The following is a 26014-nucleotide window of genomic DNA, read 5'->3' as shown; positions in this document are numbered from 1 at the left end:
CCCCACCCCCGCCCCCCCCCCGTACAACTCCCCCACAACACCCATCGGCACTTGCCGCAGCCAGCCGTCGAGGACAAACAGCGCAGCCCCACCCACCGGCACGCCGATCGGCGGCACACCCGAGCCCGCCGTCAACGGCGCACTGATCGCCGCACACATCGTCGTCTCGGTCGGCCCGTAGGCATTGACCATCACCCGCCCCGGTGCCCAGCGGTCCACCACCTCAGCAGGACACGCCTCGCCGACCACCACCAGCGCCACCGACTGCAGGCCCGAGGACGGCAACACCGCCACCGCCGAGGGGGTTTGGGTCAGTACGTCGACACGCTCATCCGTCAGCAACGCGTGAAAATCCTCGGCCGAACCCACCACGTCCTCGGTGACCACCACCACCCGGCCACCGCGCAGCAGCGCACCGAAGATCTCCCACACCGACACATCGAAAGCCAACGAATGACTGTGCGCCCACACCCGCACCGCTCCGAAGCCCAGCTCTTGCAACGCCAACAGTTGCGTCACGTTGTCATGCGTAATCCCCACGGCCTTGGGCACACCCGTGGTGCCCGAGGTGTAGATCAGGTAAGCGAGGTCGTCACCGCGCGGCATCGCCAATACCGCAGAAGTTCGAAGGTCGGTCGCGGGATCGTCGAGATCGATGACCACCGTGGCCGGTTGGTCGAGCCGGGCGGCCAACTCCGCGGTGGTGATCGTGGCGACCGGTGCGGCGTCGGTGACCATGAAGTCGATTCGATCCTCCGGTAAGACCGGGTCGATCGGCAGATACGCCGCTCCCGTCTTCAGTACCGCCAACATGGCCACGACCGCGTCGGCTGAGCGCGGTAACAACAACGCCACACACCGGCCCGGACCCGCGCCCAGTTCCACCAAGGACTGCGCCACTCGATTCGAGGCCTCGTCTAACTCGAGGTACGTCATCGATCGGTCCTCGGAGCTCACCGCGACTGCCTCCGGTGCACGCGTCACCTGATCGAGGAACAACTCCGGAATGGTCACCGCCGGGCGAGAATCCGACAACACCCTGCGATTGCCGAGTCCATCGAGGAGGGTCTGCTCGTGATCGTCGAGCACGCTGATCGAAGCCAGCGGCCGCTCTGGATCAGCAGCCATCGTGGACAGGATCCGCTCCAGCCGCGCCGCCAGATCGCGGACATCACAACCAGCGAAGAAGTGTCCTCCGCCAACGGTGTTCAGGTAGAGCTGGTCGTCGTCCTTGAAGAACACGAGCCCGAATTCGACGGGTCCGGCATGAGTCAGCGTTCCCGTGGCTTCCGCATCAACCAGGTGCGCGGTGTGCTTGGCGGGTATGTAGTTGACGACCACCCGGTTCGACGCCTGACCAGAGCCTCGAAGTCGTGCGCGGTAGTCGAGGGAGTGGACCGGGAAACGTTGATGCTGCAGCGCTTCTCGCATCCTGGTGTGGACGTGGCCGCAGAACTCCGCGACGGTCCTGCCCGGCGGGGCACTCAACACCAGCGGCACGAAGCCAGAGACCATTCCGGCCACCAACAAGGTTTCCGGACGCACTCGCCTACTGACCGGGAAGTCGAGCACAACTTCTGATCGGTGCGTCTCAAAGGCGCGGACCAGAAGTGCGCACGCTGCTGTGACGACCGAGGAGCGGCGGACTTCCAAGCTCTGTGACAACACCTGGATCGCGTCCACAGCAGATCGGTTCAGTGGAATCGGCGCGGACGACTCCTCGCTGCGCCCGCCCGTCTCCACATCTGGCGGCCGATACGCCGGTTCGCTGTCTTGCGGGAGGTTCCTCGTCCAATAGGCATAGTCATCGAGGTAGTCCGGCGACGATTCATAGTCTGCTTCGCAGGCGATCAAGTCACGCAGCGATCCGAAGTAGGCAGGCGGGACGGGCTGGTCTGCAGCCATCGCCGAATAGATCTCCGCCATCCGATGACAAAGGAGTGTCAGCCCGATGCCATCCACCACGATGTGGTGGCAGCAGGCGAAGACATAGAACTCGTCGACCCGGGTCTGCAGCAACGCGAATTTGAACAGCGGACCGTCCAGGGGCATCAACTTCCGTTGGATCGACGACGCCACCAGGAGGGCGTCCTGCGCCGGATTCTTCGAGTCCATGAGGTCGTAGCGGGCGAGCTCGATATCGGGGTAGTCGATCGGTCTCTGGTAGACCGCCCCGTCGATCTCGAAAAAGACGGCTCGAAGGGGTTCCGCCTCGCGCACCGCCTGGATGATGGCCGGCTTGACCAGGCCGAGGTTGACCCTTCCCTCGATCAGCACCAACTCGCCGAGTTGCCATTTCGGCCCGAAGCTTCCCGATTTCTCCGCAAGCCAGATGTCCAGCTGCCCGCGCGTAAGCGGAAAGGTTTCAGTATCAAGTTCCATTCCACTCCCGCCTGAGGGGGTTATCGATCAGGAAAGCGGATCGAATACTTGCGACCGTCCATCGGCCGCTGCTGTTGGATGCAATTCGAAGGGGCCGCACCGCGCTTCTCCGGAAGCGAACCGCCCCCAGTTGAGCCGGCAAGGACCGGCCACCGCCCGTGTGGATCGTCGTACTTGGCCACACCCGTTCTGGGCTACCGCGTAGCCATATTCGAACGGATCGATCTCCATCAGTGCTCCCAGACCACCGAAGACATGAATTGACGCCGGCAAGCCAAAACCCTACTCATCCGAATGGCGGTTAGTGTTCTGTTTTGGCAAAGATTCCTTGCGGGTGCGCCAAGGCCAAAGGCGTCGATCTCCCGCTGCAGCCTTGATCACCCGATTAGCGCTGGTCATTGCGCTACAGAAGCTTTGACGACCAAAGCGGTTCCAGCGCTTGAACGGTGCGTACAGCAAGCTTTCAGGCACTAGAAAACCCGCCGTCAGCAAACTTTTAGCTCTGTTCAATCCGGGGCGCGGGTCGCGGTGGAACCGTCCATTCCGACGCGTATTGCGGTGCGCGCCCGATAACTGCCAGCGAACACCGAATGGAAAACTGAAGAGCGCACAATCGAATTAGCTCCCAGCCCCCTTAAATTGACGCCAAACGCTATTTCGAATTATTGGTAAAGCGCCCGAAACCGCATTGTCTGCTGCGGCCGCTTGTGACGCGCCCCGACCTCGCGCGAGCTGGCGAAAGACCGTGGCGCCTACGGTGTGCTGACTTACCCTCTGAGAGTGCCATCCCAGGCCCGAGCCGGCGGCGGCCCTGCTATCCGAGCGAAGGGGCTGACGAAGCGGTTCGGCCATGTGGTCGCCGTCAACGACGTGACGATGACGGTGGAGCCCGGCGAGGTGTTCGGTTTTCTGGGACCCAATGGTGCCGGCAAGTCGACAACGATCCGCCTGCTGCTGGGACTGATAAGTGAGACCGCAGGGAGCGCGGAGATCTTCGACTGCGCTGTCGGGGACGTTCGGAGGTCGCATTCGTTCCTTGCGTACGTACCCGCTGACGTTGCGCTTTGGCCGAGGCTGACTGGCGCCGAGACCCTCGAGCTACTCGGGTCCCTGGGCCCAGGGGTCGACGCGCCCTACCGCGACCACCTGGTCGACCGATTCCGGCTCGAGCTGGACAAGCCCGCAAGGACGTATTCGACGGGCAACCGCCAGAAAGTCGCCATCGTGGCGGCATTCGCCACCCGTGCTCCACTTCTGGTCCTCGATGAGCCGACGAGCGGATTGGATCCCCTGATGGAGCGGGAGTTTCGCTGCTGCGTCGCAGAGGCACGCGAGCGGGGCCAGACGGTGTTCCTCAGCTCGCATCAGCTGGCCGAGGTGGAAGCCGTGTGCGACCGCGTGGCCATTCTTCGTGCCGGGCGGATCGTCGAGATCGACAGCATCGCCGATCTGCGGCGGCTGCGCAGAACGGTGGTCGAGGTGTCCTGGCGCGGTGCCCCGCCGTCCTTCACCGGCGTCGCAGGCGTGGCGAACGTCGAGCAACTGGACGGAGACCGGTTGCGGTTCAGCCTGACCGGCCCGCCCGGACCCGCACTGCAGGCGCTGGCCGCCGCCGATGTCACCGCACTCGCGATGCGCGAACCCACACTCGAAGAGATCTTTCTCGACTACTACGGTGAGGCGCCGCCATGACCACCGACACGCGGCCCGGTTCGTCGGCCGTCGGACTCCGGCTGGCGCCGGGGCGGGCTGTGGCCCGACTTGCGGTGCACCAGGTGCGAGGTGGAGCCGTGGCGGTTGCGGTGGTCTGCGGGGTCATGTCGGCGTGCGTCGCGAGCCAATACCAACCGATCGGCGATCTGCTGGATGAGTCGGGCATGGCGGCACTTTCGGAGAATCCCGCGGTCCGGATCCTCTCGGGCCCGCCCGTCGCTCTCGACGATCCCGGTGGCTTCGCGGTGTGGCGCACCGGTATTCCCGTGGCGTTGCTCGCCAGCGTATGGATCATCCTCGTCGCGACCCGTATCACTCGCGGTGAGGAAGACGCCGGAAGGTGGGATCTCATCCTTGCGAGCCGACTGCGAGTTGTGGACCTTGTCGTCCGCTGTCTCGCGGTCCTCGTCGGCGCCGCCGCGCTGGTCGGCGCGTGTGTGGCGGCGGGACTTCTGGCGGCCGGTACGGCGACGGCCGGTACGGTGATCTATGCGATCGGTATTGCCTGTGTGACTTCAACTTTCGCCATGACCGGAGTGCTCACCGGGCAACTGGCGCCGACGCGGTTCGGCGCCACGGCACTGGCGACCGGGGTTCTCGGAACTGCCCTCGCATTGCGCATGCTCGCCGATGTTGGGGGTCAACTGGCGTGGTTGGCGTGGACGACACCGTTCGGGCTGATGAACCGCACGGCACCTTACGCGGAGAACCGAATCCTGCCGTTGCTCATACTGAGCATGATCCCGGTGGTGCTGGCCGGTGCGGTTATCGCCGCTGCTGAGCGCCGTGATCTGGCGAGCGGCCTTGTGGCGATGCCCAAGACCCGTCGGCGGCGATACCGACTGCTGCACTCCGTCGAGGGTTTCGCCGTTCGTAGCAGCCTACGGATCACCCAGTGGTGGGCATTGGGCATCTCGGCCTACTTCCTGGTCGCCGGCGCATTGCTCGCCTCGGTCCTCGAATTGTTCGCCACCAATTCGCGGTTCGCTCAACTAGCGGCCGCAGCCGGAACGGGTGTTGACGACATACCGGAGGTCTTCGCGACGTCTATGTTCGGCGTGCTGGCCATCGCGACCGGGCTCTACGCGACGTTGCAGCTCGCGCGAACCGTCGCAGATGAGAATGCGGGCCGGCGGACCCTCCTGTTGGCTCAGCCACTTTCTCGCTCCCGGCTGATCTCTGCCGAGATCGCGGTGACCGCCTGTGGCGTGCTCGTGTTGCACTGTTCGGCTGCCGTCGCCCTCTGGGGTGGCGCCAGGATCACCGGTGGCCCGATGCAGCTCACCGATGCCCTCGCGAATGCGCTGATCTTCGTGCCGGTGGCGTGGCTTGCGATGGGTCTGGCCGCAGTCGGCGTTGGGTGGTTCCCCTCTGCCGTCGGTGTGCTCGGCGCACTCCCGCTGGTCGGTGGCTACATGATCAATGTGGTTGCCCAGACAACGAATTCTCCGTCGTGGATCGCCGGACTGTCGCCGTGGACGCACCTCACCACCGCTGCGGGCGCAACGTTCGACTGGACGGCAGCTGCGATTCTCGTGCTCATCGGCGCGGGTTCGGTTGCGGTGGGGGTTTACGGGTATGCCCGGCGCGACGTGGCGACGTGAGTCGCGGCAGCACTCGACTGCGCAGGGGCAATCGCTAAATGATTGTATGCAAATCTCACCTCGTTCTTGACCGAGGATCTGTGCGCACAACCATTCTTCCAATCGATTCCCCGGTATCCGTATTGGCGGCGAGCAAATCGCCTCCTGCGCATACCGGCGGGAGGTGAGTTCGTCGGAGAAAAACATTCCACCCCAGGCCATACGTATGTATCGCCCGAATTGAGTGAAGTCGGCGTCGCGGATGAAGGCGGGGCCAGTCGGGTGCACTCGCACCGTGGTCGACAGCCCTGAATGCAGTTGCCTAGGAAACTTTTTGACCGTATCTCGGCGCTGTCGCGTTGCCCGTGGCGGGCGTCTGGCGAAGTCGCGACCGAGGTTCGGTGAGCTGACCTACGATGTATCGGAGCAGCAGACGCATTCGACAACTGTGGTGGTCGCGGCTCGCGTTGAAGGGAAACCCGCATGGGATTGATACCGGTCTTCGGCGAAATGAAGGAACAGGTCGAGGAAGCCTTCGAACTCCTCACACGTGCCGTCACGGCGCTAGAAGTACTTGCGGTGGAACAGAAACGGGCCAATGACCTGTATGTGGAAGCGAACAGTGGATCTCTGCCACGCGTTCAGAAGGCCACGAAGCTAGCGCAATGAACCAATGCGCGACCGCCTCCGTGCGTCCGAGGTCTCCCTTCTGAGACCTCAAAAAGGGCGCAGCGTCAGCAGCCTCGAGGACCTCGACTTCTTCACCGACAGGTCGCTCGTGGAGAATCCCTACGACTATTACGACGCGATCCGTCGTTGCCCCGTGCGGCGTGAACCGGCGCACGGTGTGGTGTTGGTGTCGGGGTACGACGAGGCCGTCGCCGTGCAACGCGATCCCGCCCAGGACTTGTCGGTATGCAATATCGTCAGCGGCCCCTGGTCGGGGATCCCGGTCGACACCGACAGCGATGACATCTCCGATCTGATCGAACGCCATCGGCACAAGGTGACGTTCGGCGATTACTTCATCACCTTCGATCCGCCGAAGCACACCGCGCACCGCTCCTTGTTGAGCAGGTTGTTCACGCCCAAGCAACTCAAGAACAACGCCGACTTCCTCTGGCGTCTCGCCGACGAGCAGCTCGATTGCTTCGTCGAGCGGGGGAAGTGCGAGTTCGTCCTCGACTACAGCTTCCCGTTCACGGTGGTGGCGATCGCTCATCTGCTGGGCGTCCCGGAGGCCGACCTGGATAGATTTCGCAGCGCCGCGGAAGTCAGCAGGCTCAAAGGTGAACGCCGGGACTTCGTCGGCGCCCGCGAGGAGTGGTTCGTCCACTACATCGAGGAGCGTCGTCGCCGACCGGCTGACGACGTCCTCACCGAGCTCGCGACGGCGAAATTCCCCGACGGGACCACACCTGGCGCGATGGAGGTCGCTCGCGTCGCGACGTTCATGTTCGCCGCCGGCCACGGCACCTCGGTCGACTTCATGAGTAGCGCGATGCTGATGCTGGCCGAACGGCCTGACCTCCAAGCCGAGCTGCGCCGCGACCGATCGAAGATCTCACCGTTCATCGAGGAGTTGCTTCGATTCGAGAGCCCGATCAAATCCAACTTCCGCATGGCGCGGCGCACGACCAGGATCGGAGACGTCGATGTGCGGGCAGGTGCGAGCATCCTGGTGATGAACGGCGCGGCCAACCGCGATCCGCGACGGTTCGACGAACCCGCCGAGTTCCGTCTGGACCGACCAAACGTGCTGCAGCACATCGCGTTCGGGCGCGGTATCCACACCTGCCCGGGCGCCCCCATCGCCCGGGCCGAGGCACGCCTGACCTTGGAGCGGGTCCTTGACCGGATGGCGGATATCCGCCTCTCGGAGCATCGGCACGGGCCAGCAGGTGCTCGCCGGTTCACGTGGGACCGGACTTTCCTGTTTCGACGCCTCAAGGAATTGCACCTGGAGTTCACGCCGATCTGAGGCGATCAGCGCCACCGCCAGGATTCGCCTGCTGGTCCGGAAGCCGGCGACGTGTCTGCCGGGCGGGGCGGGGCGGGCCCTAGGCTTCGCCCAGGGTGACCTGCGTGGTCTGAGCAGCCCCCGCTGCGTCGAGATAGGTGACAGAAACGCTGTCACCGGGGGCGCGCGAGCGGATCGCCGCCACGAGCGCCTCAGGGCCGTCGATCGGCTGGTTGTCGATCTTGGTGATCACTGCTTCGCCCGGCAGTCCAGCCGCGGATGCGGGCCCACCGTCGACGACGGCGACGGCTGCGCCGCCGGCCTTGGTGGCTTCTCTACCAAGCTTCACACCGAGCGCACCGTGACTGGCGGAGCCCGTCGTGACCAGTTCGTGGGCGACACGCTTGGCCTGATCCGAGGGGATCGCGAAGCCCAGCCCGATGGAACCGCTCGGACCGCCGGAGCCGCCGCCCATGCTCGCGATTGCGGAGTTCACGCCGATCAACTCGCCGCGCATGTTCACCAAGGCGCCGCCGGAGTTACCCGGGTTCACCGCGGCATCTGTCTGGATGGCGTTGAGCACGGTGACGTCGCCACCCGCCTCGCCGCCGGCGAACACCGGCCGGTTCAGCGCGCTGACGATGCCCGTCGTCACCGTTCCCTGCAAGCCGAGGGGCGAGCCGATCGCGACGACCTGCTCGCCGACTTTCACATCCGCCGAGGATCCGATGGCGATGGGCGTCAATCCGGAAACCCCCTCGGCGCGAACGACGGCAAGGTCGCCCGATGGGTCGGTACCGACAACGGTGAAGGGTGCGGTTCTGCCGTCGGAGAAGGCCACGGTTGCCGTGGGCGCGCCACGTCGCGAGCTGGGAAACACTCCCCGCTCGCCGCCGGCCGCGGCAGCCACGACGTGGTTGTTGGTGAGGATGAGGCCGTCGTCGCTCAACACGATCCCCGAACCCGAAGGGCCCTCACCACCCAAGTCGATCTTCAACTGGACGACGCTCGGCAGCACCCGGGCCGCGACCTCCTCGACCGTGCCCGCGGGCGCGGTGGCCGCGGCGCGCGGTGTGAGGGGCGCACCACCGATGGGTGTCTGCGCGGCGGCCGGGTGGTGCGTACGGTCGTCGATGCCCACGACGGCGGCGCCGATCCCGCCGCCGACGACCGCGCATACGACAGCGCCCGCGACGATGAGCCCGCGGCGGGACTTCTTCAGCTGAATCCTGGGGATCGGAGCGGTATCAGCTTGCTGCGCAGGGTGATTCAGGTCGTAGAGAGGTGGCTGGCCATACCGCCACTCGTAGCGCAGATGTGAGGGGATGTGAGCCTGGTACCGCAGATGCGGCTGTCCCGTAGCCGAAGTCGAGGGCTGGTCCGTGGAATACCGCGGAGTGTTGGTCATTTGCGTTCGTTCTCTTTCTGGATCGTTGATCAGCCCACATGGCCTCAGCACACGGTCCCCGCGTTGACTGAGAGTGGACTGAGAACTGACTCAACAAATTCCGAGAGATCGAATCGTGATCGTCACACCGCCGGGAAGGACTCTACTCGGGATCGGTGAAGACGGGCTGCTCCCCCGACATGCCGGCCCTGACAGCCGCGATCTGGTTGGGCCTGCCGAGTAGTTCGGTCTGCAACTGGGATTCACGCGACAGCGCCGCCGCGGCGTCATCACCGACCCAGGTCTCGGTGTAGAGGCGCTTGGCGGCGCGCACGGCATCCGGGGATCTCTGCGCGATCTCACCGGCGAGTGCCAGCGCGGCGCCGAGTGGATCGTCAGCGGTTCGGGTGACCAGACCGATCTCCGACGCCTCGCTGCCGGAGACGATGCGGCCGGTGAACGTCAACTCCTTGGCGACGTCGATCGGTATCAGCCGCGGCAGCGTCTGCGTGATACCCATGTCCGGAACGAGGCCCCACTTGATTTCCATGATGGACAACCTCGCGTCGGGGGCCGCTATCCGGATGTCTGCGCCCAGCGCGATCTGAAGGCCACCGCCGAAGCAGTTGCCGTGAATCGCGGCGATGACGGGTGCCGGCACCAGCGACCAGTCGTACGACACGCGCTGGGCGAAGTTGGCGGGGTGATCGGCCTCTCGGTTCAACAGAACGTTCGTACCGCCCCGCTGGGCTGCGAAGCTCGCGACGTCCAGGCCCGAGCAGAAGCTCTTACCCTCGCCGTGCAGCACGACCGCGCGGATCGAAGGGATGCCTGCCACCTGCTCAGCGGCATTGACCAGGCCTTCGAACATGGCGTGGTCGAGCGCGTTGTGCTTGTCTGCGCGCATCATCGTCACGGTCGCCACGCCGCTACCACTGATCTCCACTCGAACCCTGTCTTCGCTCACGCGTCGCAACATACCGCGCAGCGGTGCCGATTTCGGGTGAGGGCCTCGCTTGACGGGGCGGCTAGGGCGCCAGGCGTAGCACGCCCAAGCGCACGAGGGGCTCGATCATGCCGGCCTTTTCGGCCGCGGTGAGGTCACCCGGGAGCTCGCGGACGTAGAACGCGTGCGTGTTGACGATGAATTTCACTGCTTCGCTTGCCATTTCATCAACAGAGAGCACCGTGTCGCCCGTGCTATTCATTATGTGGACGGTGCGGTGTTCGGTGGTGACCGTCAACGTCTGTGCCATGTCGTTGATGACCCGAGTGCACGGAGCGACGTTGTCGCTGTCGTACCAGATCGCGGGGAGCGGGTGCCCGAACAACTCCTCATATCTTCGGCAGAAGTCGTCGAAGGATGCGGTCTCGTGTGAGCCGCCGTCCAAGATAAATGTTTCGGGCCCGCCGCGCTCACCGGCGGGCGCGTGGTGGACGTAGCTTCCGAAGTAGCGCTGACCGTAGTCGGTGTACTCGGTGGTGAACAGCACGAAGGCGTGCCAGGCCTCGTCCACCAGCGCCGAACACATGTCGAACGCCTTGTCAGGGGTTGCCGCGCACAGCACGAGGTACTTCTTGGCCTCGGTGAAGAGCTCTGCGGCAGAGTCCCGGGTCGCGACGACCCGGTCCCTGACAAGTCGATCGATCACGTAGGGCGCTTCGAACGCCAACGCCGCCTCAAGGCGACCTTCGAGCGCCACGGCAGATTACCCTCTGCCGGAATCGCAGGCGCCGGGCACGATGCACGAGCAGTAGGCCGGGCCCGATCGTCCTGCGGGGCTGGTGATGGTGAGCCTGCCGACGGTGACCTTCTCAGTGGTGTTCTGGGTCTTGCTCATGGTGCGTACCTTTCTGTTGCCGGGCCCGCTGGTCGAGGCCCGTTCGGTGATTCGACTATCGCCCGCGGCGACAGCTTGAACAGTCCGCAGAGCGGTGGATTCGACGGGGGAATCGGCGTCCACCGATCGGTCGACCCGAGCGGCCGACAGCGCCCGGCCGCAGGGAGTGTCAAGGATCAGCCGAAGTAACTGTCAACCATCAGCCGAAATACTGTCAGGCATCACCCGAAGACCAAATGTCAGGCATCAACCGCAGTAATACACCACTGAAGTGGGGCGGGCGGGGCTCGAACCCGCGACCAACGGATTATGAGTCCGCGGCTCTAACCGACTGAGCTACCGCCCCCGGCGCGTTGCGCGGCACCATCGTCCCATATCGCGATGTGCCCACCTATCAGCGACTAATTCGCTCCCAGCGATTTATTCGCTCATAGGTGGGCACCTACAGCACTACCTCCGCGCCGCCGTCAGGCGATGTCGGCGTATACCGGCTGTCCGTCGTCGCCGATCGAATACCGCTCGGTGCCCGAAGCCACCCGCGGCGCGTCGGCGCCCAGCGACACTGCGATCTTGTTACACGCGTTGCGCATGACGTCCAGCGTCAGCTCGAACGACTGCTTCTCCGAGAAATTCCGCCGCACCGCCGCCGCGGCCTCCGCGTCGATGTGTGCCGGCGACCAGATCAGCGCGTCGACGTACCGCAGCGCGGCCTTCTGCGCCTCGGTCAGGTTCTGGGCGGATTCATAGTCCTCGATCTGCCCGTACATCTCCTCCGAGCCGCCCGAATCCAACGCCTCGCCGTCGCGCAACGACTTGCACAGCCTGCAGTTGTGCTGGGTCGCACCGCGCAACCGGACGATCTCCGTCGTCACCGGATCGAGCGCCCGTAACCGCGCCACCGCCGGCGCGAACCCGTTGAGCAGCGCGTCAGTCGGATCGGTCTCGTGATCCCACGCGGTGACTTCGCCAAGTCGTGGCCTACCGAGACCCAGGGCCTCAAAACCGCACCAGACCCGCGGCACGAAGTCGGCAATGAAGATCATCGTCGCGGTTCGAAACGCGTTGTCACCCAGGGCATCCATGAACCGGACCCGTTGGTTGTCGCCAATTCCGGTCACGTCCACGGCGAACTGCTCGGCAAAGGCTGTGACGATGCGGTCCACGTCGGAATGCTCGTCGAAGAGGTCGGCCTCCACAGGCAGCGGCGGCAGCGACAGTGCCCTGCCACAAGTCAACCGGATCAGCGTGTCGAGGCGAGTGTTTCCCGACGACAGCGGCACCAACCCGTTGAGCCTGGCGACCAGCTCTTCTTCGACCATCAGAGAATTATTGCGCCTGACTGACCGAAGACATGTGAAAGTCGGGAATCCGCAATGACGGCATCGACGCCCGCGTCGCCCAATCACCCCACTCGCGCGGCAACGTGACCTCGCCGACGCCCGCCTCCGTCGCACGGCGCAGCAGGTCCAACGGGCTTTCGTTGAACCGGAAGTTGTTGACCGCCGCCGTCACCTCGCCGTCCTCGATCAGATACACGCCGTCACGGGTCAGTCCCGTCAACAGCAGCACTGCCGGGTCGACCGCCCGCAGGTACCACAGCGTGCTCAGCAGCAGCCCCCGCTCGGTCCCCGCGATCATGTCCGCTAACTCCGACTCTCCACCGGTCATCAGCAGGTTGTCCGCCGGCACCGCCGGGGCCGCGTCGAATTCCGCGGCGGCGGCCCGCGAATAGGCCAACGAGTTGATCGCGCCGTCGCGGATCCAGTCGACCCGGTCGATGTCCATCCCGTTGTCGAACACCGAAATCCGTTCCGACGACGTCGACGTCGCGACGAACGGCGTGCACGCCAGTCCCGATGCGAACGGATCGGAGTACAGCGTCAACGGTAGATCGGTGAGCCGCTCCCCCACCCGCGTGCCGCCGCCCGGCGCCGAGAACGCGGTGCGGCCTTCCTGCGCGCCCCGACCGTCCATCGCCCAGGTCAAGAAGATCATCAGATCGGCCACCGCCGACGGCGGCAGCAGCGTCTCATAGCGGCCGGCGGGCAACTCCACCGTGCGCCGGGCCCAGCCGAGGCGCATCGACAAGTCATAGAGCATGGAATCGATTGGTACGCCGTCGAAGTCGGCGGTGCTGACACCGACCCACGCGCTCGCGCCGTCGCGTTTGCCGTTGATCTCCACCGAACCCGTCGGCTGCGTGTAGCGCCGCCGCAGCCCGCCCGATGTCGCCACGAACGTCGTCTCCAGGATGTGCCGCGCATACCCGTACAGCCGATCGCTGCCGCGGAATGCGCGGGCGAGGCCGTCGGCCACCGGCAGGAACACCTCCGCTCCGGTGCTCGGCACCGGCCCATCCCAATCGGGTGGTGCATCGCCTCCGGCCAACAACGGAGCGCTGTCGCGGGCCTCGGGCGCCGAGCGCGCCGCCTCTTGCGACGCCGCCACCAGACCGGCGATCGTCGATGGGTCGACCTCGCTGGACCGCACCGAGCCGACATGGGACCCACTGCCCTTGCGCACCACCGAGATCACCGTCGTGTAGCGCGTTGTCGACTCGCCGTTGGTGGTCATCGAATTGCCTGCCCACCGTAACGACGCGTCGGCGCGGTCGGTCACCAACACGATCGTCTCGTCGGCCTCACCCAGCCGGGCCGCCTCCGTCAACGCGATCTCGACCACCTGCTGTGCGCCGATCACGAGCGCCCCGCCTCGTCCCGGGTGTTGAGCACGTTCACCCCGCGGAACAACGCCGACGGACATCCGTGGCTCACCGCCGCCACCTGTCCCGGTTGCGCCTTGCCGCAGTTGAACGCGCCACCAAGGCGCCACGTCGACGGGCCGCCGACGGCCTCCAGCGATCCCCAGAAGTCCGTCGTCGTCGCCTGATACGCGACGTCGCGCACCTGGCCGTCGAGCCGACCGTCGCGGATGCGGAAGAAACGCTGGCCGGTGAACTGGAAGTTGTAGCGCTGCATGTCGATCGACCAGCTTTTGTCGCCGACGATGTAGATGCCGTCGTCGACGCGCGCGATCAGGTCGTCGGTGCTCACATCGTCGCTGCTCGGCTCGAGCGATACGTTGGCCATCCGCTGGATCGGCACGTGGTGCGGCGAGTCGGCGTAGGCGCACCCGTTGGAGCGCTTTACCCCGAGCCGCGGTGCGAACACCCGGTCCAGTTGGTAGCCGACGAAGACACCGTCGCGCACCAGGTCCCACTTCTGCGCCTGCACCCCTTCGTCGTCGAATCCCACCGTCGCCAAGCCGTATTCGACGGTTCGGTCGGCGGTCACGTTCATGGCCGGTGAGCCGTAGCGCATGGTGCCGAGCTTGTCGGGCGTGGCGAACGAGGTGCCCGCGTACGCCGCCTCGTATCCGATCGCCCGGTCGTATTCGGTGGCGTGGCCGACCGATTCGTGGATCGTGAGCCACAGATTCGACGGATCGATGACCAGATCCGTCGGCCCGGAAGTGACGCTGGGCGCCTTGACCTTCTCCGCCAGCCACGTCGGCAGCATGGCCAGCTCCTCGGTCCAGTTCCACACGTCGTCGTCGGCGACGTACTCCCAGCCCCGCGCGGTCGGCGGGGCCAGTGTGCGCATCGTCTCGAACGTCCCGGCCGCGGCGTCGACGGCGACCGCCTCCAGCGACGGCTGCACCCGGACCCGCTGCTGGGTGATCGCCGATCCGAACGTATCGGCGTAGAACGTCTGCTCCTTGGCGGTGTGCAGTCCCGCCGAGACGTGATCGACACCGTCAGCGGCCGACAACCGCCCGGAGTATTCGCCCAGCACCGCCAGCTTGTCGGGCATGGCGACGGTGAACGGGTCGATCACATAATCCGAAACCCATGTGGCGTCGCTGTACACCGGTTCGTGCGCCAGCTCGATGCGCTCGGCGTTCAGGGCCGCCAGCGCCCGTGCCACCCCCACGGCGCGGCGCGCGGTCTGGGCCGCGACGTCCGTACTGAGCTCGGCATGGGAGGCAAAGCCCCACGTCCCATCGACGATCACGCGGACCGCCAGGCCGATCTCGCGGTCGACGACCGCGGTCTGCAGTTCACCGTCGCGCAACTGCACGACCTCGGAGGTGACCGCGTGGATGCGAAGGTCGGCGTAGCTGGCGCCGGCGGCCAGCGCTGCCGACGTCGCCGCGTCGGCCAGCTGGGTGCGCGGCAGGTCGAGGAAGTCGGCGTCCACTCGTCGGGTAGCCCTCACGCCACCACCGTAGTGGTGGCGCCGCCGGGCCGCTTTAATGACAGCGATGGCACAACGCCGCCGCACAACCGCCACCGCGTACGCACTCCTGGCCCCCAGCCTGTTCGGAGTCGTCGCGTTCATGCTGCTGCCGATGCTCGTGGTGGTCTGGCTGTCGTTGCACCGCTGGGATCTGCTGAGCCCGATGGAGTATGTGGGCCTGCGCAATTGGCAGTCGGTGCTGACCGATCCGTCCTTCGGCACCTCTCTGGTCGTCACGGGGTTGTTTGTCGTGCTCGTGGTGCCCGCGCAGACCCTTCTGGGACTGATCGCGGCCTTCTTGCTGGCGCGCGGGCTGCCCGGCAGCGGATTCTTCCGGACGGTGTACGTGCTGCCGTGGATCTGCGCGCCGCTGGCGATCGCGGTGCTGTGGCGCTGGATCCTGGCACCCACCGACGGGGCGGTCAGCGCCGTGCTCGGCCGCCAGATCGGATGGCTCACCGATCCGACGCTCGCGCTGCCGGTGGTGTCGGCGGTGGTCGTGTGGACCAACGTGGGATACGTGACGCTGTTCTTCCTGGCCGGCATCCTCAACATCCCCACCGACGTCCACAACGCCGCCCGCACCGACGGTGCGACGGCGTGGCAACGGTTTCGACACATCACCCTGCCGATGTTGCGGCCGACGTTGTTCTTCGTGCTGGTGACCGGAATCATCAGCGCCGCTCAGGTTTTCGATACCGTGTACGCGTTGACCGGCGGTGGCCCGCAAAACCGGACCGACCTGGTGGCGCACCGCATCTACGCGGAGGCGTTCGGCGCCGCGGCGGTGGGGCGGGCCGCGGTGATGGCGGTGGTGTTGTTCGTCCTTCTGGTCGGCGTGACCGTCGTGCAGCAGCTGTACTTCCGTCGACGGATCAGCTATGACCTCGTCTAGCCGGGTCGCGTCGGGCGCCGTCATCTACCCCGTCCTGCTGGCGGGAGCGTTGATCACGTTGGCGCCGTTCATCCTCGGTGTGCTGGCCTCGCTGCGGGACCCGCGCACGTTCGACACGGCATCGCCGCTGTCGCTGCCTCTGCCGCCGACGCTGCAGAACTACGCGAACCTGGCCGACGCCGGCTTCGGGCGGGCCGTCGCCGTGACCGCGCTGATGACCGCGGTGATCCTGCTCGGTCAACTGACGTTCTCCGTGCTGGCGGCGTATGCGTTCGCGCGTTTGCGGTTCCCCGGCCGCGACGCGTTGTTCTGGGTGTACGTCGCGACGCTCATGGTGCCGGCGACGGTAACCGTGGTCCCGCTGTACCTCATGATGGCCGAGGCGGGCCTGCGCAACACCTTCTGGGCGTTGGTGCTGCCGTTCATGTTCGGTTCGCCATACGCGATCTTCCTGCTGCGCGAGTACTTTCGCACCATCCCCGGTGATCTCATCAACGCCGCCCGCATCGACGGCGCCAACACGTTGGACGTCATCGTGCATGTGGTGTTGCCGGCGAGCAGGCCGATCCTGGTGACGCTGGCATTGATCACCGTTGTCTCACAGTGGAACAGCTTCATGTGGCCGCTGGTGATCACCGGTGGCGGCCAGTGGCAGGTGCTGACGGTCGCGACGGCGGGCCTGCAGTCGCGCTACAACGCGCAATGGCCGCTGGTGATGGCGGCGACGACGGTGGCGATCGTGCCCCTGCTGGTGCTGTTCGTCGCGCTGGGTCGCCACATCGTGCGTTCGATCGTGGTGACGGGGCTCAAATGAACCTGCGGCCGAGGCTTTCGACGCTGTTCGCTGCGGGTGTGGCGCTGACCGGTGTGCTGCTGCTGGTCGCGGCCATGCTGCTCGGACAACCCGACGGCGCGGGCGGGCGCACCGTGGTGACCGTGCGACTGTGGGACGAGCAGGTGGCCGCGGCCTACCGCGAGTCGTTCGCCGAGTTCGAGCGTGCACATCCGCGCATCGAGGTGCGCGTGAACCTCGTCGCCTACTCGACGTATTTCGACAGCCTGCGCACCGATGTCGCGGGCGGCGGCGCCGACGACATCTTCTGGATCAGCAACGCGTACTTCGCCGAGTACGCCGACAGCGGCCGCCTGATGGACATCGACCGCTTGATGGCCGCGCGGGCGTGGGAGCCATCGGTCGTCGAGCAGTTCACCCGCGACGGAACGCTGTGGGGTGTACCGCAACTGACCGACGCCGGCATCGGGCTGTACTACAACGCCGACCTGCTTTCCGCGGCCGGAGTCGACCCGGGCGAGCTGAACACGCTGCGCTGGTCGACCGATCCGGCGGCCGACACATTGCGACCACTGCTGGCCCGGCTCACCCTCGACCGCGAAGGCCGCACCGCCGGCGCTGCGGGTTTCGACGCGCAGCGGATCCGGCAGTGGGGCTACAACGCCGCCAACGACCTGCAGGGCATCTACCTCAACTACATCGGTTCGGCCGGTGGGGTGTTCGCCGTCGGCGACCGGTTCGCATTCGACAACCCGCAGGCCGCCCAGGCATTCACTTATCTGGTGGGGCTGATCGACACCGCGCACGTCGCCCCGCCCGCGTCGGCGACCAACGACAACGGCGACTTCTCCCGCAACCAGTTCCTGCGGGGCAGGATGGCGCTGTTTCAGTCCGGGACATACAACCTGGCGGCGATCGCCGACGCCGCACCGTTCCGCTGGGGAGTCGCGATGCTGCCCGAGGGGCCAGCCGGCCGTGTCAGCGTGACGAACGGGGTTGCCGCCGCTGGTAATTCGGCGACGGCACACCCGGACGCGGTGCGCGAGGTGCTGGCCTGGATGGGCAGTGCCCGCGGCAACGCGTATCTCGGCGCTAACGGCGCGGCGGTACCCGCGGTGCTCGACGCGCAGCGGGTCTACCACCAGTACTGGCGCTCCCGCGGCGTCGACGTCAGCCCGTTCTTCGACGTGCTCGACGGTCCCCGCATCGAGGCGCCCGGCGGCGTCGGCTTCGCCGCGGGGTTCGACGCGCTCAAGCCCTATTTCGACGAGATGTTTCTCGGTCGGCGCGAGGTGGCGCCGACACTGGCCCAGGCCCAGCAGGCCGCGAACGCCGCCGCCCAGCGGTGATCATCGCGTGACGGCGCTGGTTCCCGCGACCGTCAACTCCAGCGCCAACGCCGTGCCGCACACCGCGGCGACGATGAGGAACGCCCACCAGTCAATGGCTTTGGGCCCCGACGGTGCGGCAGAGATCTGCCCGGCACCGCCGCGTGCGGTGATCGCATCGCCCATCTCGTCGGCGCGGCGCAGCGCGACGGTGATGGCCGCGGCCAACAGATCGATCGCTTCGAGCCACCAGCGACGCCACCGTCCGCGGCGGCGTGTGTGCACCTGCTTCGGGCGCAGATTGCGTGCGGCGTAAAGCACGCGGAACTCGTCGATCAGCATCGGGAACGCGCGCAGCGCCAGCGCGAGTGCGACCGCCCACTCGTCGACCGGTATCCGGAACACCCGCAGCGGACGCCCCAGTTTCGCGACGGCCGGGGCGATCTCGGCGACGTTCGTCGTCCACGAGACCATCGCCCCGAGACCGAGCAACACGATCGACAACGCGGTGATGCGCAGGAAGTTCAGCAGTCCGCCCAGCCCGACATCGACCGAACCCATGGAGATGATCGGGCTGCCGCCGGCGAAGGTGGCCGTCAATCCGCCGAGGAACAGCAGGAACCACAGCCAACCGGGTATCGACGGGAGCACGCCGCGCGAGATGTTGGCCAGCCGAGCCGAGATGAGCACCAGAAGCGCGACCGCGCCGATCGGCACCCAGCCCGGGTAGAACGTCATCAATACGCCGATGGCCGCGACCAGCAGAAGCTTCGTACCCGCCCACAGTTGGTGAATCACGCTGTTGCCGGGCACGGGCCGCAGCAGCACGACACCCCTGCGCTGTCGACGCTTCGTCGGCGCCGTCATGACAGTCCCCCCGCCGTCGTTGGTGCGGGCACCAGCACGCCACCTTCCAGATGCAAAGTGCGCGGGCACAATTCCTCCAGCCCGGCAAAGTCGTGCGAGATCACGACGACGGTCAGCCCGGCGCGGCGGCGAAGGTCGACCAGCAGCCGCAGCAGGCCCCGCTGACTCGCGGCGTCCAGGCCGGCCAGCGGCTCGTCGAGGATGAGGGCCCGTGGCGAGCGGGCGAGCAGTCCGGCGAGGACGACGCGACGCATCTGTCCCCCGCTGAGCTGGTCGATGCGCCGCTGCGCCAGCGTGGAATCCAGGCCGACGGTCGAGAGCGCCTCGGTGACCCGCGCGCGATCACGCGGCGAGAACCCGGCGGCGGACGCGATCTCGAGGTCGACCCGGCTGCGCATCAGCTGCAGCCGCGCCGCTTGGAACGAGATCGCCGCGGCACCAACCTGATCCGACGCCGGCTTCCCGTCGAGCAGGCATTGGCCTGCGGTCGGTTCCGTCAGACCCGCCATGATCCAGGCCAGCGTGGACTTGCCCGACCCGTTGAGGCCGTGGATCAACAGGCCGTCGCCCTCGTGAACCGTGAAGGTGATGTCGCGCAGTGCCGTCGCGGCCCACGGTGTGCCGCTGCCGTACTCGTGGCTGACGTCTACCAGTTCCAGCACGGGAGCGGCATCGGCGCCCGGAGCGACCGTCCCGGCTGGGGCGTCGGCCGATTCCACCATGTCGGTGTTGTCGGTGGCGCCGCCGTTACCGGACAGGTCGACCGTGCGGTCGGCGGCGTCGGCCTCGTCGTTGTAGTGGGTGATGTGCACCAGCGACATCTGGTGGCGCCGCGTCAGCCCGGACAGCACCGACATCAGTCCGTCCCGGCCCTGCTGGTCGACCATGCTGGTGACCTCGTCGGCGATCAACAGCGACGGTTCGCGCGCCAGCGCCGCCGCGACGGCAAGGCGCTGCAGTTCGCCGCCCGAGAGCCCGCCGGTGTTGCGTTCGGCCAGCCCGTCGAGACCCACTTCGGCGAGCAGCTGGCCGACGTCGGTGGCCTTGCCGGGTGGCAGCCCCCAGACCACGTCGTCGGCGACGCGGGTGCCGAGCACCTGACTCTCCGGGTGCTGCATGACGACCGCCGTGCCGCCGATGCGGCCCAGTCCGACAGCGCCCGGCCGTTCGATGACCCCGGCCGTCGGCTCGCGCCCGGCCAGCATCAGCATCAGCGTCGTCTTGCCCGAGCCGTTGGCCCCCGTCACCGCGAGGTGCTCGCCCGGTTCCACGCTCAGCGACACCGGTCCCAGCGCGTCGTGGTCGGCGCTCGGATAGCGGAACCGGACGTCGCGCAGCCGGGCCGGGACCGGGGCGATGGCGCCGACGTCTTTGGAGGACTCGAGTTTGTGGACATCGGGGATGCCGGCAAGCCGCTCCATCACCCGCGACAGGGCCCACCATCCGACGAGGCTGACGAAGGTGATCGACATCACCCCGGCGCTGAAGAACAGCAGCGGCCAGTAGTCGAGCGCCGTCGCGAAGTCGCGCTTGAGTCGCTCGGCCGCGCCCTGCATATCGGGGATGCGGGCGATCACCGCGGCCAGGCCGTTGATGTTGGCGGTGACGGATTCGAAGATCAGGTGACGCAGCCGCGACAGGATCGACAGCGCCGCCACCACCGCGGTGCCGAACACCGCCCCGGCGATCAGCGCGGCGAACAGCACGGTCGGGGTGCCGCGTCCGCGGCGTTTGACGATGCCGGTCAGCCCGCCGATATAGGCGCAGTTGACGACGGTCATGAACCCGCCCATGCCCGCGATCAGGAACGCGATGATGCCACCGGCGATGGTGGCGGTGAGCAGCACCCGCAGCCGGTAGCGATAGGCCAGCAGCCCCATCGGCACCGTGCCCAGCAGGGAGAGCCCCGCCGCGAACGGGACGACCACCGAGATGATCGCGGTGGCCGCGCAGAGCGCCGCCATGACGGAGGCCTGCGCCAGTTCGACGGGACGCAGACGACCGGTGCGGCGAGTTCGGCCCCCGGTCGCGGTCATTGCACGATTCTGCCAGTCGCGACTGCGGCGGCCACACGGCGCGATGATCGGTCGGGCCGAAACCCGCGCGCCGAACACATAATGTTGTCGCATGACCCAGACGCTCGGAGCCGATCTGCTGTCCGTGGTCGCCCGGATCAACCGACTGGCCACGCAGCGGACCCGCCTGCCGCTCGGCTATGCCCAGGCGCGACTGCTGTCCACGATCGAGGATCAGGGCGAGGCCCGCATCTCCGATCTGGCTGCGCTCGACCACTGCTCACAGCCGACGATGACGACCCAGGTCCGCCGCCTCGAGGAGGCCGGCATGGTGTCGCGGACCGTCGACCCCGAGGACGCGCGCGCGGTGCTGATCCGCATCACGCCAGAAGGGGTGGACACGCTGCGCCAGGTGCGGGTGGACCGCGGTGCGGCGATCGATCCGTACCTGGAACGGCTCGAGGCCGCCGACCGGGAGACGCTCGCCCAGGCGGTGCGCGTGTTGCGGCGACTTCTAGAGGAGGCCTCGGCGTCCAAATCGGTCAGCTGACCGCCGCGGGTTGCTCCGTCTGCACGCGCGGGAAGCGGAGCATGCGCCGCGCGTTCTCCTCCACTATCAGCGCGCACTCTTCGTCGGGCACTCCAGCCAACACCTCAGCGGCACGCTTGCGCGAGTTCGGCCAGTTGGAATCCGAGTGCGGGAAGTCGATTTCCAGCGTGATGCGGTCCACGCCGATGGTGTACCGGTTCTCCAGGCCGTGCTCGTCGTCGATGAAGCAGCCGTAGAAGTGCGAACGGAACAGATCCGAAGGGCGCGTGTCGAAATCGATCGGCTGGTAGTACCGATGCCGCTCCCACACGTAGTCGGCGCGCTCCAGAATGTAGGGCACCCAACCGATACCGCCCTCGGACAACGAGAACTGCAGATCCGGGAACTTCTGCAGCTTGCCGGAGAACAAGAGATCGACGGTGGTCCACATCAGGTTGGTCGAGAACAGCGTGATCGCCACCGCGAACGGCGCGTCCGGCAAGGCCGGGGTCGGCGAGTTGGCAAGCGCCGAGTAGGAGAAGCCCGGGACGAACGAGCCGGAGCCAAAGTGCAGCGACACCGGCATTTTCGCGTCCGAGCAGACCTGCCACAGCCCGTCCCAATGGTCGGAGTGGAACGAAGGCAGACCCATCGGCACGGGGCTGTCGGGGAACGACACGGTGCGCGCCCCCTTGGCGGCGACGCGTTCGGCCTCGGCAACGGTTTCGTCGATGTCCCACACCGGCAGGATCGCCAGCGGGATGTAGCGCTCCGGCGCGGTCGCGCACCACTCGTCGATGTAGAAGTCATTCCACGCCTTGACGCACAGCAGCGCCAGTTCCTTGTCCTGTCCGCGGAAAAACGTGCTGCCGCCGAAGCCGGGGAACGACGGGAAGCACAGCGCGGCCTGCACGCCGTCGAGGTCCATGTCGGCGATGCGCGCCACCGGGTCGTAGCAGCCCGGGATCATGTCCTCATAGCGGACGGGATCCATCCCCCACTCCTCGGGCGGCTTGCCCGCTACGGCGTTGAGGCCGATGGTCGGCAGGATCTGCCCGTCGTAACTCCACAGATGCCTGCCCTCGATCTCGACGATGCGCGGGCCGTTCTCGTGGAATCTCGCCGGCAGTCGGTCCTGCCAGACCCGCGGATGTTCAATCAGGTGATCGTCGACGGAGACGATCTGATGGTTGTCCTGCAATGGCATGGTGGGCCTCCTGAGCTGTCGGTAACGTGGGCCGCATGGGAGATGCGGGATCGCCTGGGGGTTCGGACACGACACGCAAGCGGATCGACGAGGACGACCACGATCTGCTGACGTTCGGCGAGGTCGGTGAACGACTACGCATCGAAATCGCCTCCGCCCGAGCCGCTGTCGAGAAATCGGAGGCCAGCGGCGACGCCTCCGCTCTCGAGCAGGCCCGCGCCCGCCTGGCCGCACTCGAGTCGGCGGCCAAGCGCAACAGCGCCGGACGCATCAACGACGCCAACTTCGAGAAGTTCTTCGGATACTCGGGCACCCCGAAACGCAATCTCTGCGAATAACCGTTCGTCACGCGCACTGCCCTCACCTGTCTCACGGTCGCGGCGGGCACGGCGGATTCGGACCCACACCGCACATTCCGTGATGGATGTAACTGGGCACCTCGTGGGCCGGGGGTTGCACCTCTGCGTGCTGGTTGACCAGGTTGAAGCCCAGGTTGAACACCAACATGATCAGGTTGAACACCGCGGTGAGCGCCAGGATGCGCACTGCGGTGACGGTGCGTTTGTTCTTCAGCTGATCGATGCCGATGTCGGAGAGCATGTGGCCGTTACGGTCCCGCAGACAGTAGATGGCGATCGACGAGACGCTGACCAGCCCGCCGAAGACGATCCCCTCGTACAGCGGGAACTGGTACATGGTGCCGGAGAAGATCGACCAGGTGTCGTCGACCCGCAGGTAGGTCCACAGCCCGATGCGGTGGAAGTACTGTTCCAACACGATGTCGAGCACGATGAACAGCACCAGCATCGCCGCCAGTACGCCCGCGGTGTTGATGCGCGGGTACACCTTTCGCATCCGAGCGATCACCTGGTCGATGCCCATGATGGCCAGCGGTGTCAACAGGATGTAGCTGGCGAGGAAGTAGATGATCGGCTGCGGGTTCTCGGCGCCCTTGTCCACCCACCCGGGGATGAACTCACCCCAGGTACCCATGTTGAAGAATCCCGCGTTGTACCCGAACACCGGCCGGACGGCGTTCACACCGGGGTCCTGCCAAGCCGCGAGGAGCCACGCCACCACGAAGATACCGACGGGCGGAAGTTGCTTGTCCCGACGCGTCTTCCGGATCATCCAGATCAGGAAGATCACCCCGCCGATCATGCAGCCGATCTCCCAGAACCGGATCCAGGCCATGCTCGATCCGGGGATGGGGTCGGGCCCCGTCGGCGCAGGAGCGAACTTGTCCGAGAAGATCCAGCGCCCATAGACGTAAAGCTGGAATACGACGAAGACCGCGCCCAGCCGGGCCAGCCAGATGATCGGTGGTGAATCCCGGTAGGTCTTCGACCCCTCGGGCAGGAACTCGGGGGTCTCGGTGTGCTGATGGGTGGTCACGTGACGACTCCTGTTCGCGTGAAGGCCTCGACGATCTTCGTGCCGTACTCGGCGCGCCGCCGTGTGCTGACGAGAAAGCCCGGCGGGGAATGAAACCCGAGATCCGGAAGCGCGCTGCGGGCGGTGAGCATCTCCCGCGCCTGCTCGGTGTCACCGCACGCCGCCATCGCCCACAGGATCTCGTCGGTGACGTGCGCACCGATCGCGCGCGGATCTCCCGCGGCGAAGTCCGCACGGATCGCGGCGACCTCGTCCTGCCAGCCGTGCAGCTCGACCAGCGAGTCATAGGTCTTGACGGTCAGATAGAACGCGATCTGGCGCTTGGCGTCGTCGATCGCGCGCTGAGGATCCTCGTCGTTGATCGCGGTGATCACCCAGCCCCAGCGCAAAAGCCCGGTGGGGTCGCGCCCGGCGCGCTTCGCGCCGAGGGTCAGATTCGGCTCGACGACCTCGCTCCACCACCGGTCGGTGAACAGTCCGTGTCCGAGCACCCCGTCCGCCACGCCGCCGACGGCACGCAGCATGTGAACATTGAACGCGCCCAACAGGATCGGTACGTCGATCCGGCCGAGCACCGGCGCCTGGATGCGGGCGTCGATGTGGTAGAAGTCGCCGTCGAAGACGATCCGCTCACCGTTGTCGGCCTCCAGGAACGCGCGGATGCAGCGCACGAGTTCCGTCATCCGCGGCGCCGGATGCGAGGAGTCCACCCCGAACCAGTCGCGGTTCATCCTTCCCGTCCCCGCACCCAGCCCGAGGAACACCCGGCCGGGTGCGATCTTGTTCAGATGCCTTGCGGCCGCGGCGTGGACGAACGGCGACCGTGCGAACGCGTACGCGATCCCCGGCCCGATGCGCGCCGTGCTGGTCTGGTGTGCCATCTCCGAGGCCGTGACGTAGGCGCCGGTGTCGGCGAACTCGCCCGCGCAGAACGCCGCTGCTCCAGCGGATTCGGCCTGTCTCGCGAGATCGCCGCCCGGCCACGGCATCGCCCACTGCATCGCCATGCAAATCCGTCCGATCAGAACTTCACGGTGGCGCCGGCATCGACCTTGAGCTGCAACCCCGTCACGTAGCGGGACTCGTCGGAGGCCAGGTAGCAGATCCCGTGCGAGATGTCCTCGGGTTCCACGTAGGGAATCGGCATGCCCTGCATCATCGGGAACGTCAGCAACGCGTCGTCGAGGGACGGATGCTCGAGGTCGGGCCGGAACATCTTGTACATCGACTCGTTGTGCAGCATCGGGGTGTTGACATTCGTCGGGTGCACCACATTGACCCGGATCGATCTGGGCGCCAACTGGTTGGCCAACGCCATCGTGTACTTGTCGATGAACTGCTTGGCCAGGTTGTAGCCCGCCCCGCCCGAGCCGTTGGGCCCCATGCTCGCGGCCGGCCCGGCCTTCTCGGCCAGCAGCCCGGCGACCGACCCCACGGTGATGATCGAGGCTCCGGCCGAAAGATACGGCAGCGCAACGTGAACGGTGTTCACCACGCCGACGAAGTCGACGTCGAACGCGTTGGCGAAGGCGTCGATGGGCTGGTCCGACCCCAGCGGGCAGATGCCGGCGTTGGCGACCACCACGTCGAGCTTGCCGAGTTCATCCACCGCGGACTTCAGCGCATCGGCGAGCGCGGCGCGGTCACGCACGTCGACGACGGCCGTCACCGCCCGGCGCCCGGTCTTCTCGACCTCTGAACCCGCCTCTTCGAGGTCGTGCTCGGTGGACAGCGCGTAATCGTTGTGTTCGACGTCGCCGCAGATGTCGAACAGGATGATGTCGGCGCCCTCCTCGGCCAGTCGCACCGCGTGCGACCGGCCCTGACCTCGGGCGCCGCCGGTGATGAGGACGACCTTGTCCTGCACTCTGCCCACGTTCG

Annotated in this window: 23 protein-coding genes and 1 tRNA gene; 9 read left to right on the top strand and 15 right to left on the bottom strand. The window is 66.5% G+C overall.

What is annotated here, in order from left to right; all coding sequences use genetic code 11:
• Positions 1–2382, bottom strand: a 2382-nt coding sequence (locus AU197_RS23550) for an AMP-binding protein (RefSeq protein ID WP_156434533.1), incomplete at its 3' end; no start/stop codon positions are given.
• A gap of 780 nt (positions 2383–3162) precedes the next feature.
• On the opposite strand from AU197_RS23550, the gene AU197_RS23545 reads away from it, so the two are divergent.
• The 4 genes from AU197_RS23545 (at position 3163) to AU197_RS23530 (ending at position 7659) form a co-directional block, all read left to right on the top strand.
• The gene (locus AU197_RS23545) at positions 3163–4074 is read left to right on the top strand and encodes an ABC transporter ATP-binding protein (protein WP_353612136.1); all 912 of its coding nucleotides are present in this window, start codon (positions 3163–3165) and stop codon (positions 4072–4074) included.
• Positions 4071–5699, top strand: a complete 1629-nt coding sequence (locus tag AU197_RS23540; protein WP_064405942.1) for an efflux permease Rv1217c-related protein — start codon at positions 4071–4073, stop codon at positions 5697–5699. Before AU197_RS23545 ends, AU197_RS23540 begins: the two co-directional genes overlap by 4 nt.
• Before the next feature lie 462 nt (positions 5700–6161).
• Positions 6162–6347 carry a hypothetical protein gene (locus tag AU197_RS23535; protein ID WP_064405940.1) on the top strand — a complete coding sequence of 62 codons (186 nt, stop codon included), beginning with the start codon at positions 6162–6164 and terminating at the stop codon, positions 6345–6347.
• A gap of 4 nt (positions 6348–6351) precedes the next feature.
• Positions 6352–7659 (top strand): cytochrome P450, encoded by a 1308-nt coding sequence (locus AU197_RS23530; RefSeq protein WP_064405938.1) that lies wholly within the window; start codon positions 6352–6354, stop codon positions 7657–7659.
• A 79-nt stretch (positions 7660–7738) separates the two neighbouring features.
• Here the strand turns inward: AU197_RS23530 and AU197_RS23525 are convergent, their stop codons facing one another.
• From AU197_RS23525 to AU197_RS23495, 8 genes are all read right to left on the bottom strand, one after another.
• The gene (locus AU197_RS23525) at positions 7739–9046 is read right to left on the bottom strand and encodes a S1C family serine protease (protein ID WP_064405937.1); all 1308 of its coding nucleotides are present in this window, start codon (positions 9044–9046) and stop codon (positions 7739–7741) included.
• A gap of 142 nt (positions 9047–9188) precedes the next feature.
• Entirely contained in the window at positions 9189–9992 is an 804-nt protein-coding gene (locus tag AU197_RS23520) for a crotonase/enoyl-CoA hydratase family protein (RefSeq protein WP_064406023.1), read from the bottom strand.
• 61 nt (positions 9993–10053) lie between these two features.
• Complete coding sequence (locus AU197_RS23515; protein WP_064405936.1) at positions 10054–10728, bottom strand: glycine-rich domain-containing protein; 675 nt, start codon at positions 10726–10728, stop codon at positions 10054–10056.
• A gap of 6 nt (positions 10729–10734) precedes the next feature.
• Positions 10735–10866: a hypothetical protein gene (locus AU197_RS26795; protein ID WP_286145570.1), complete on the bottom strand. Its 132-nt coding sequence runs from the start codon at positions 10864–10866 to the stop codon at positions 10735–10737.
• 272 nt (positions 10867–11138) lie between these two features.
• A tRNA-Ile gene (locus AU197_RS23510) sits at positions 11139–11212 on the bottom strand.
• A 121-nt stretch (positions 11213–11333) separates the two neighbouring features.
• The gene (locus AU197_RS23505; RefSeq protein ID WP_064405934.1) at positions 11334–12185 is read right to left on the bottom strand and encodes a carboxymuconolactone decarboxylase family protein; all 852 of its coding nucleotides are present in this window, start codon (positions 12183–12185) and stop codon (positions 11334–11336) included.
• Positions 12186–12192: 7 nt separating this feature from the next.
• A complete protein-coding gene (locus tag AU197_RS23500; protein ID WP_064405932.1) occupies positions 12193–13566 on the bottom strand; it encodes a metallopeptidase TldD-related protein in 1374 nt (457 codons plus the stop codon).
• A complete protein-coding gene (locus AU197_RS23495) occupies positions 13563–15083 on the bottom strand; it encodes a TldD/PmbA family protein (protein ID WP_064405930.1) in 1521 nt (506 codons plus the stop codon). Before AU197_RS23495 ends, AU197_RS23500 begins: the two co-directional genes overlap by 4 nt.
• Before the next feature lie 46 nt (positions 15084–15129).
• On the opposite strand from AU197_RS23495, the gene AU197_RS23490 reads away from it, so the two are divergent.
• The 3 genes from AU197_RS23490 to AU197_RS23480 are packed head-to-tail and all read left to right on the top strand — an operon-like array spanning position 15130 to position 18141.
• Positions 15130–15999 carry a carbohydrate ABC transporter permease gene (locus AU197_RS23490; protein WP_064406021.1) on the top strand — a complete coding sequence of 290 codons (870 nt, stop codon included), beginning with the start codon at positions 15130–15132 and terminating at the stop codon, positions 15997–15999.
• The gene (locus AU197_RS23485) at positions 15986–16813 is read left to right on the top strand and encodes a carbohydrate ABC transporter permease (protein WP_064405929.1); all 828 of its coding nucleotides are present in this window, start codon (positions 15986–15988) and stop codon (positions 16811–16813) included. The genes AU197_RS23490 and AU197_RS23485 overlap by 14 nt, the downstream gene beginning before the upstream one ends.
• Positions 16810–18141: an ABC transporter substrate-binding protein gene (locus AU197_RS23480; protein ID WP_064405926.1), complete on the top strand. Its 1332-nt coding sequence runs from the start codon at positions 16810–16812 to the stop codon at positions 18139–18141. The genes AU197_RS23485 and AU197_RS23480 overlap by 4 nt, the downstream gene beginning before the upstream one ends.
• Here AU197_RS23480 and AU197_RS23475 read toward each other — a convergent pair whose 3' ends face one another.
• Both AU197_RS23475 and AU197_RS23470 read right to left on the bottom strand, forming a co-directional pair.
• On the bottom strand, positions 18142–18987 hold the full coding sequence (locus AU197_RS23475; RefSeq protein WP_064405924.1) for a CbiQ family ECF transporter T component: 846 nt from the start codon (positions 18985–18987) through the stop codon (positions 18142–18144).
• Positions 18984–21023, bottom strand: a complete 2040-nt coding sequence (locus tag AU197_RS23470) for an ABC transporter ATP-binding protein (protein ID WP_064406019.1) — start codon at positions 21021–21023, stop codon at positions 18984–18986. Before AU197_RS23470 ends, AU197_RS23475 begins: the two co-directional genes overlap by 4 nt.
• Before the next feature lie 91 nt (positions 21024–21114).
• Here AU197_RS23470 and AU197_RS23465 point away from each other — a divergent pair, with 91 nt between their 5' ends.
• Positions 21115–21552: a MarR family winged helix-turn-helix transcriptional regulator gene (locus AU197_RS23465; protein ID WP_064405923.1), complete on the top strand. Its 438-nt coding sequence runs from the start codon at positions 21115–21117 to the stop codon at positions 21550–21552.
• Here the strand turns inward: AU197_RS23465 and AU197_RS23460 are convergent.
• Entirely contained in the window at positions 21545–22738 is a 1194-nt protein-coding gene (locus AU197_RS23460) for an amidohydrolase family protein (protein ID WP_064405922.1), read from the bottom strand. The genes AU197_RS23465 and AU197_RS23460 overlap by 8 nt on opposite strands.
• 35 nt (positions 22739–22773) lie before the next feature.
• On the opposite strand from AU197_RS23460, the gene AU197_RS23455 reads away from it, so the two are divergent.
• The gene (locus AU197_RS23455) at positions 22774–23076 is read left to right on the top strand and encodes a hypothetical protein (RefSeq protein WP_064405920.1); all 303 of its coding nucleotides are present in this window, start codon (positions 22774–22776) and stop codon (positions 23074–23076) included.
• 31 nt (positions 23077–23107) lie between these two features.
• On the opposite strand, the gene AU197_RS23450 is transcribed toward AU197_RS23455, so the two are convergent.
• From AU197_RS23450 to AU197_RS23440, 3 genes are read right to left on the bottom strand one after another with little or no spacing between them, the layout of a single operon-like run.
• Positions 23108–24133 (bottom strand): spirocyclase AveC family protein, encoded by a 1026-nt coding sequence (locus AU197_RS23450; protein ID WP_156434532.1) that lies wholly within the window; start codon positions 24131–24133, stop codon positions 23108–23110.
• Positions 24130–25134 (bottom strand): LLM class flavin-dependent oxidoreductase, encoded by a 1005-nt coding sequence (locus AU197_RS23445; protein WP_064406017.1) that lies wholly within the window; start codon positions 25132–25134, stop codon positions 24130–24132. Before AU197_RS23445 ends, AU197_RS23450 begins: the two co-directional genes overlap by 4 nt.
• A gap of 20 nt (positions 25135–25154) precedes the next feature.
• Positions 25155–26009: a mycofactocin-coupled SDR family oxidoreductase gene (locus tag AU197_RS23440; protein WP_064405918.1), complete on the bottom strand. Its 855-nt coding sequence runs from the start codon at positions 26007–26009 to the stop codon at positions 25155–25157.
• Positions 26010–26014: the final 5 nt, after the last annotated feature.

The sequence above is a fragment of the Mycobacterium sp. IS-1590 genome (assembly GCF_001500025.1).
In the GTDB taxonomy this organism is placed as follows: Bacteria; Actinomycetota; Actinomycetes; order Mycobacteriales; family Mycobacteriaceae; genus Mycobacterium.
The sequence above is the reverse complement of the archived record's forward strand: the minus strand, read 5'-3'. Positions and strand labels throughout refer to the sequence as shown.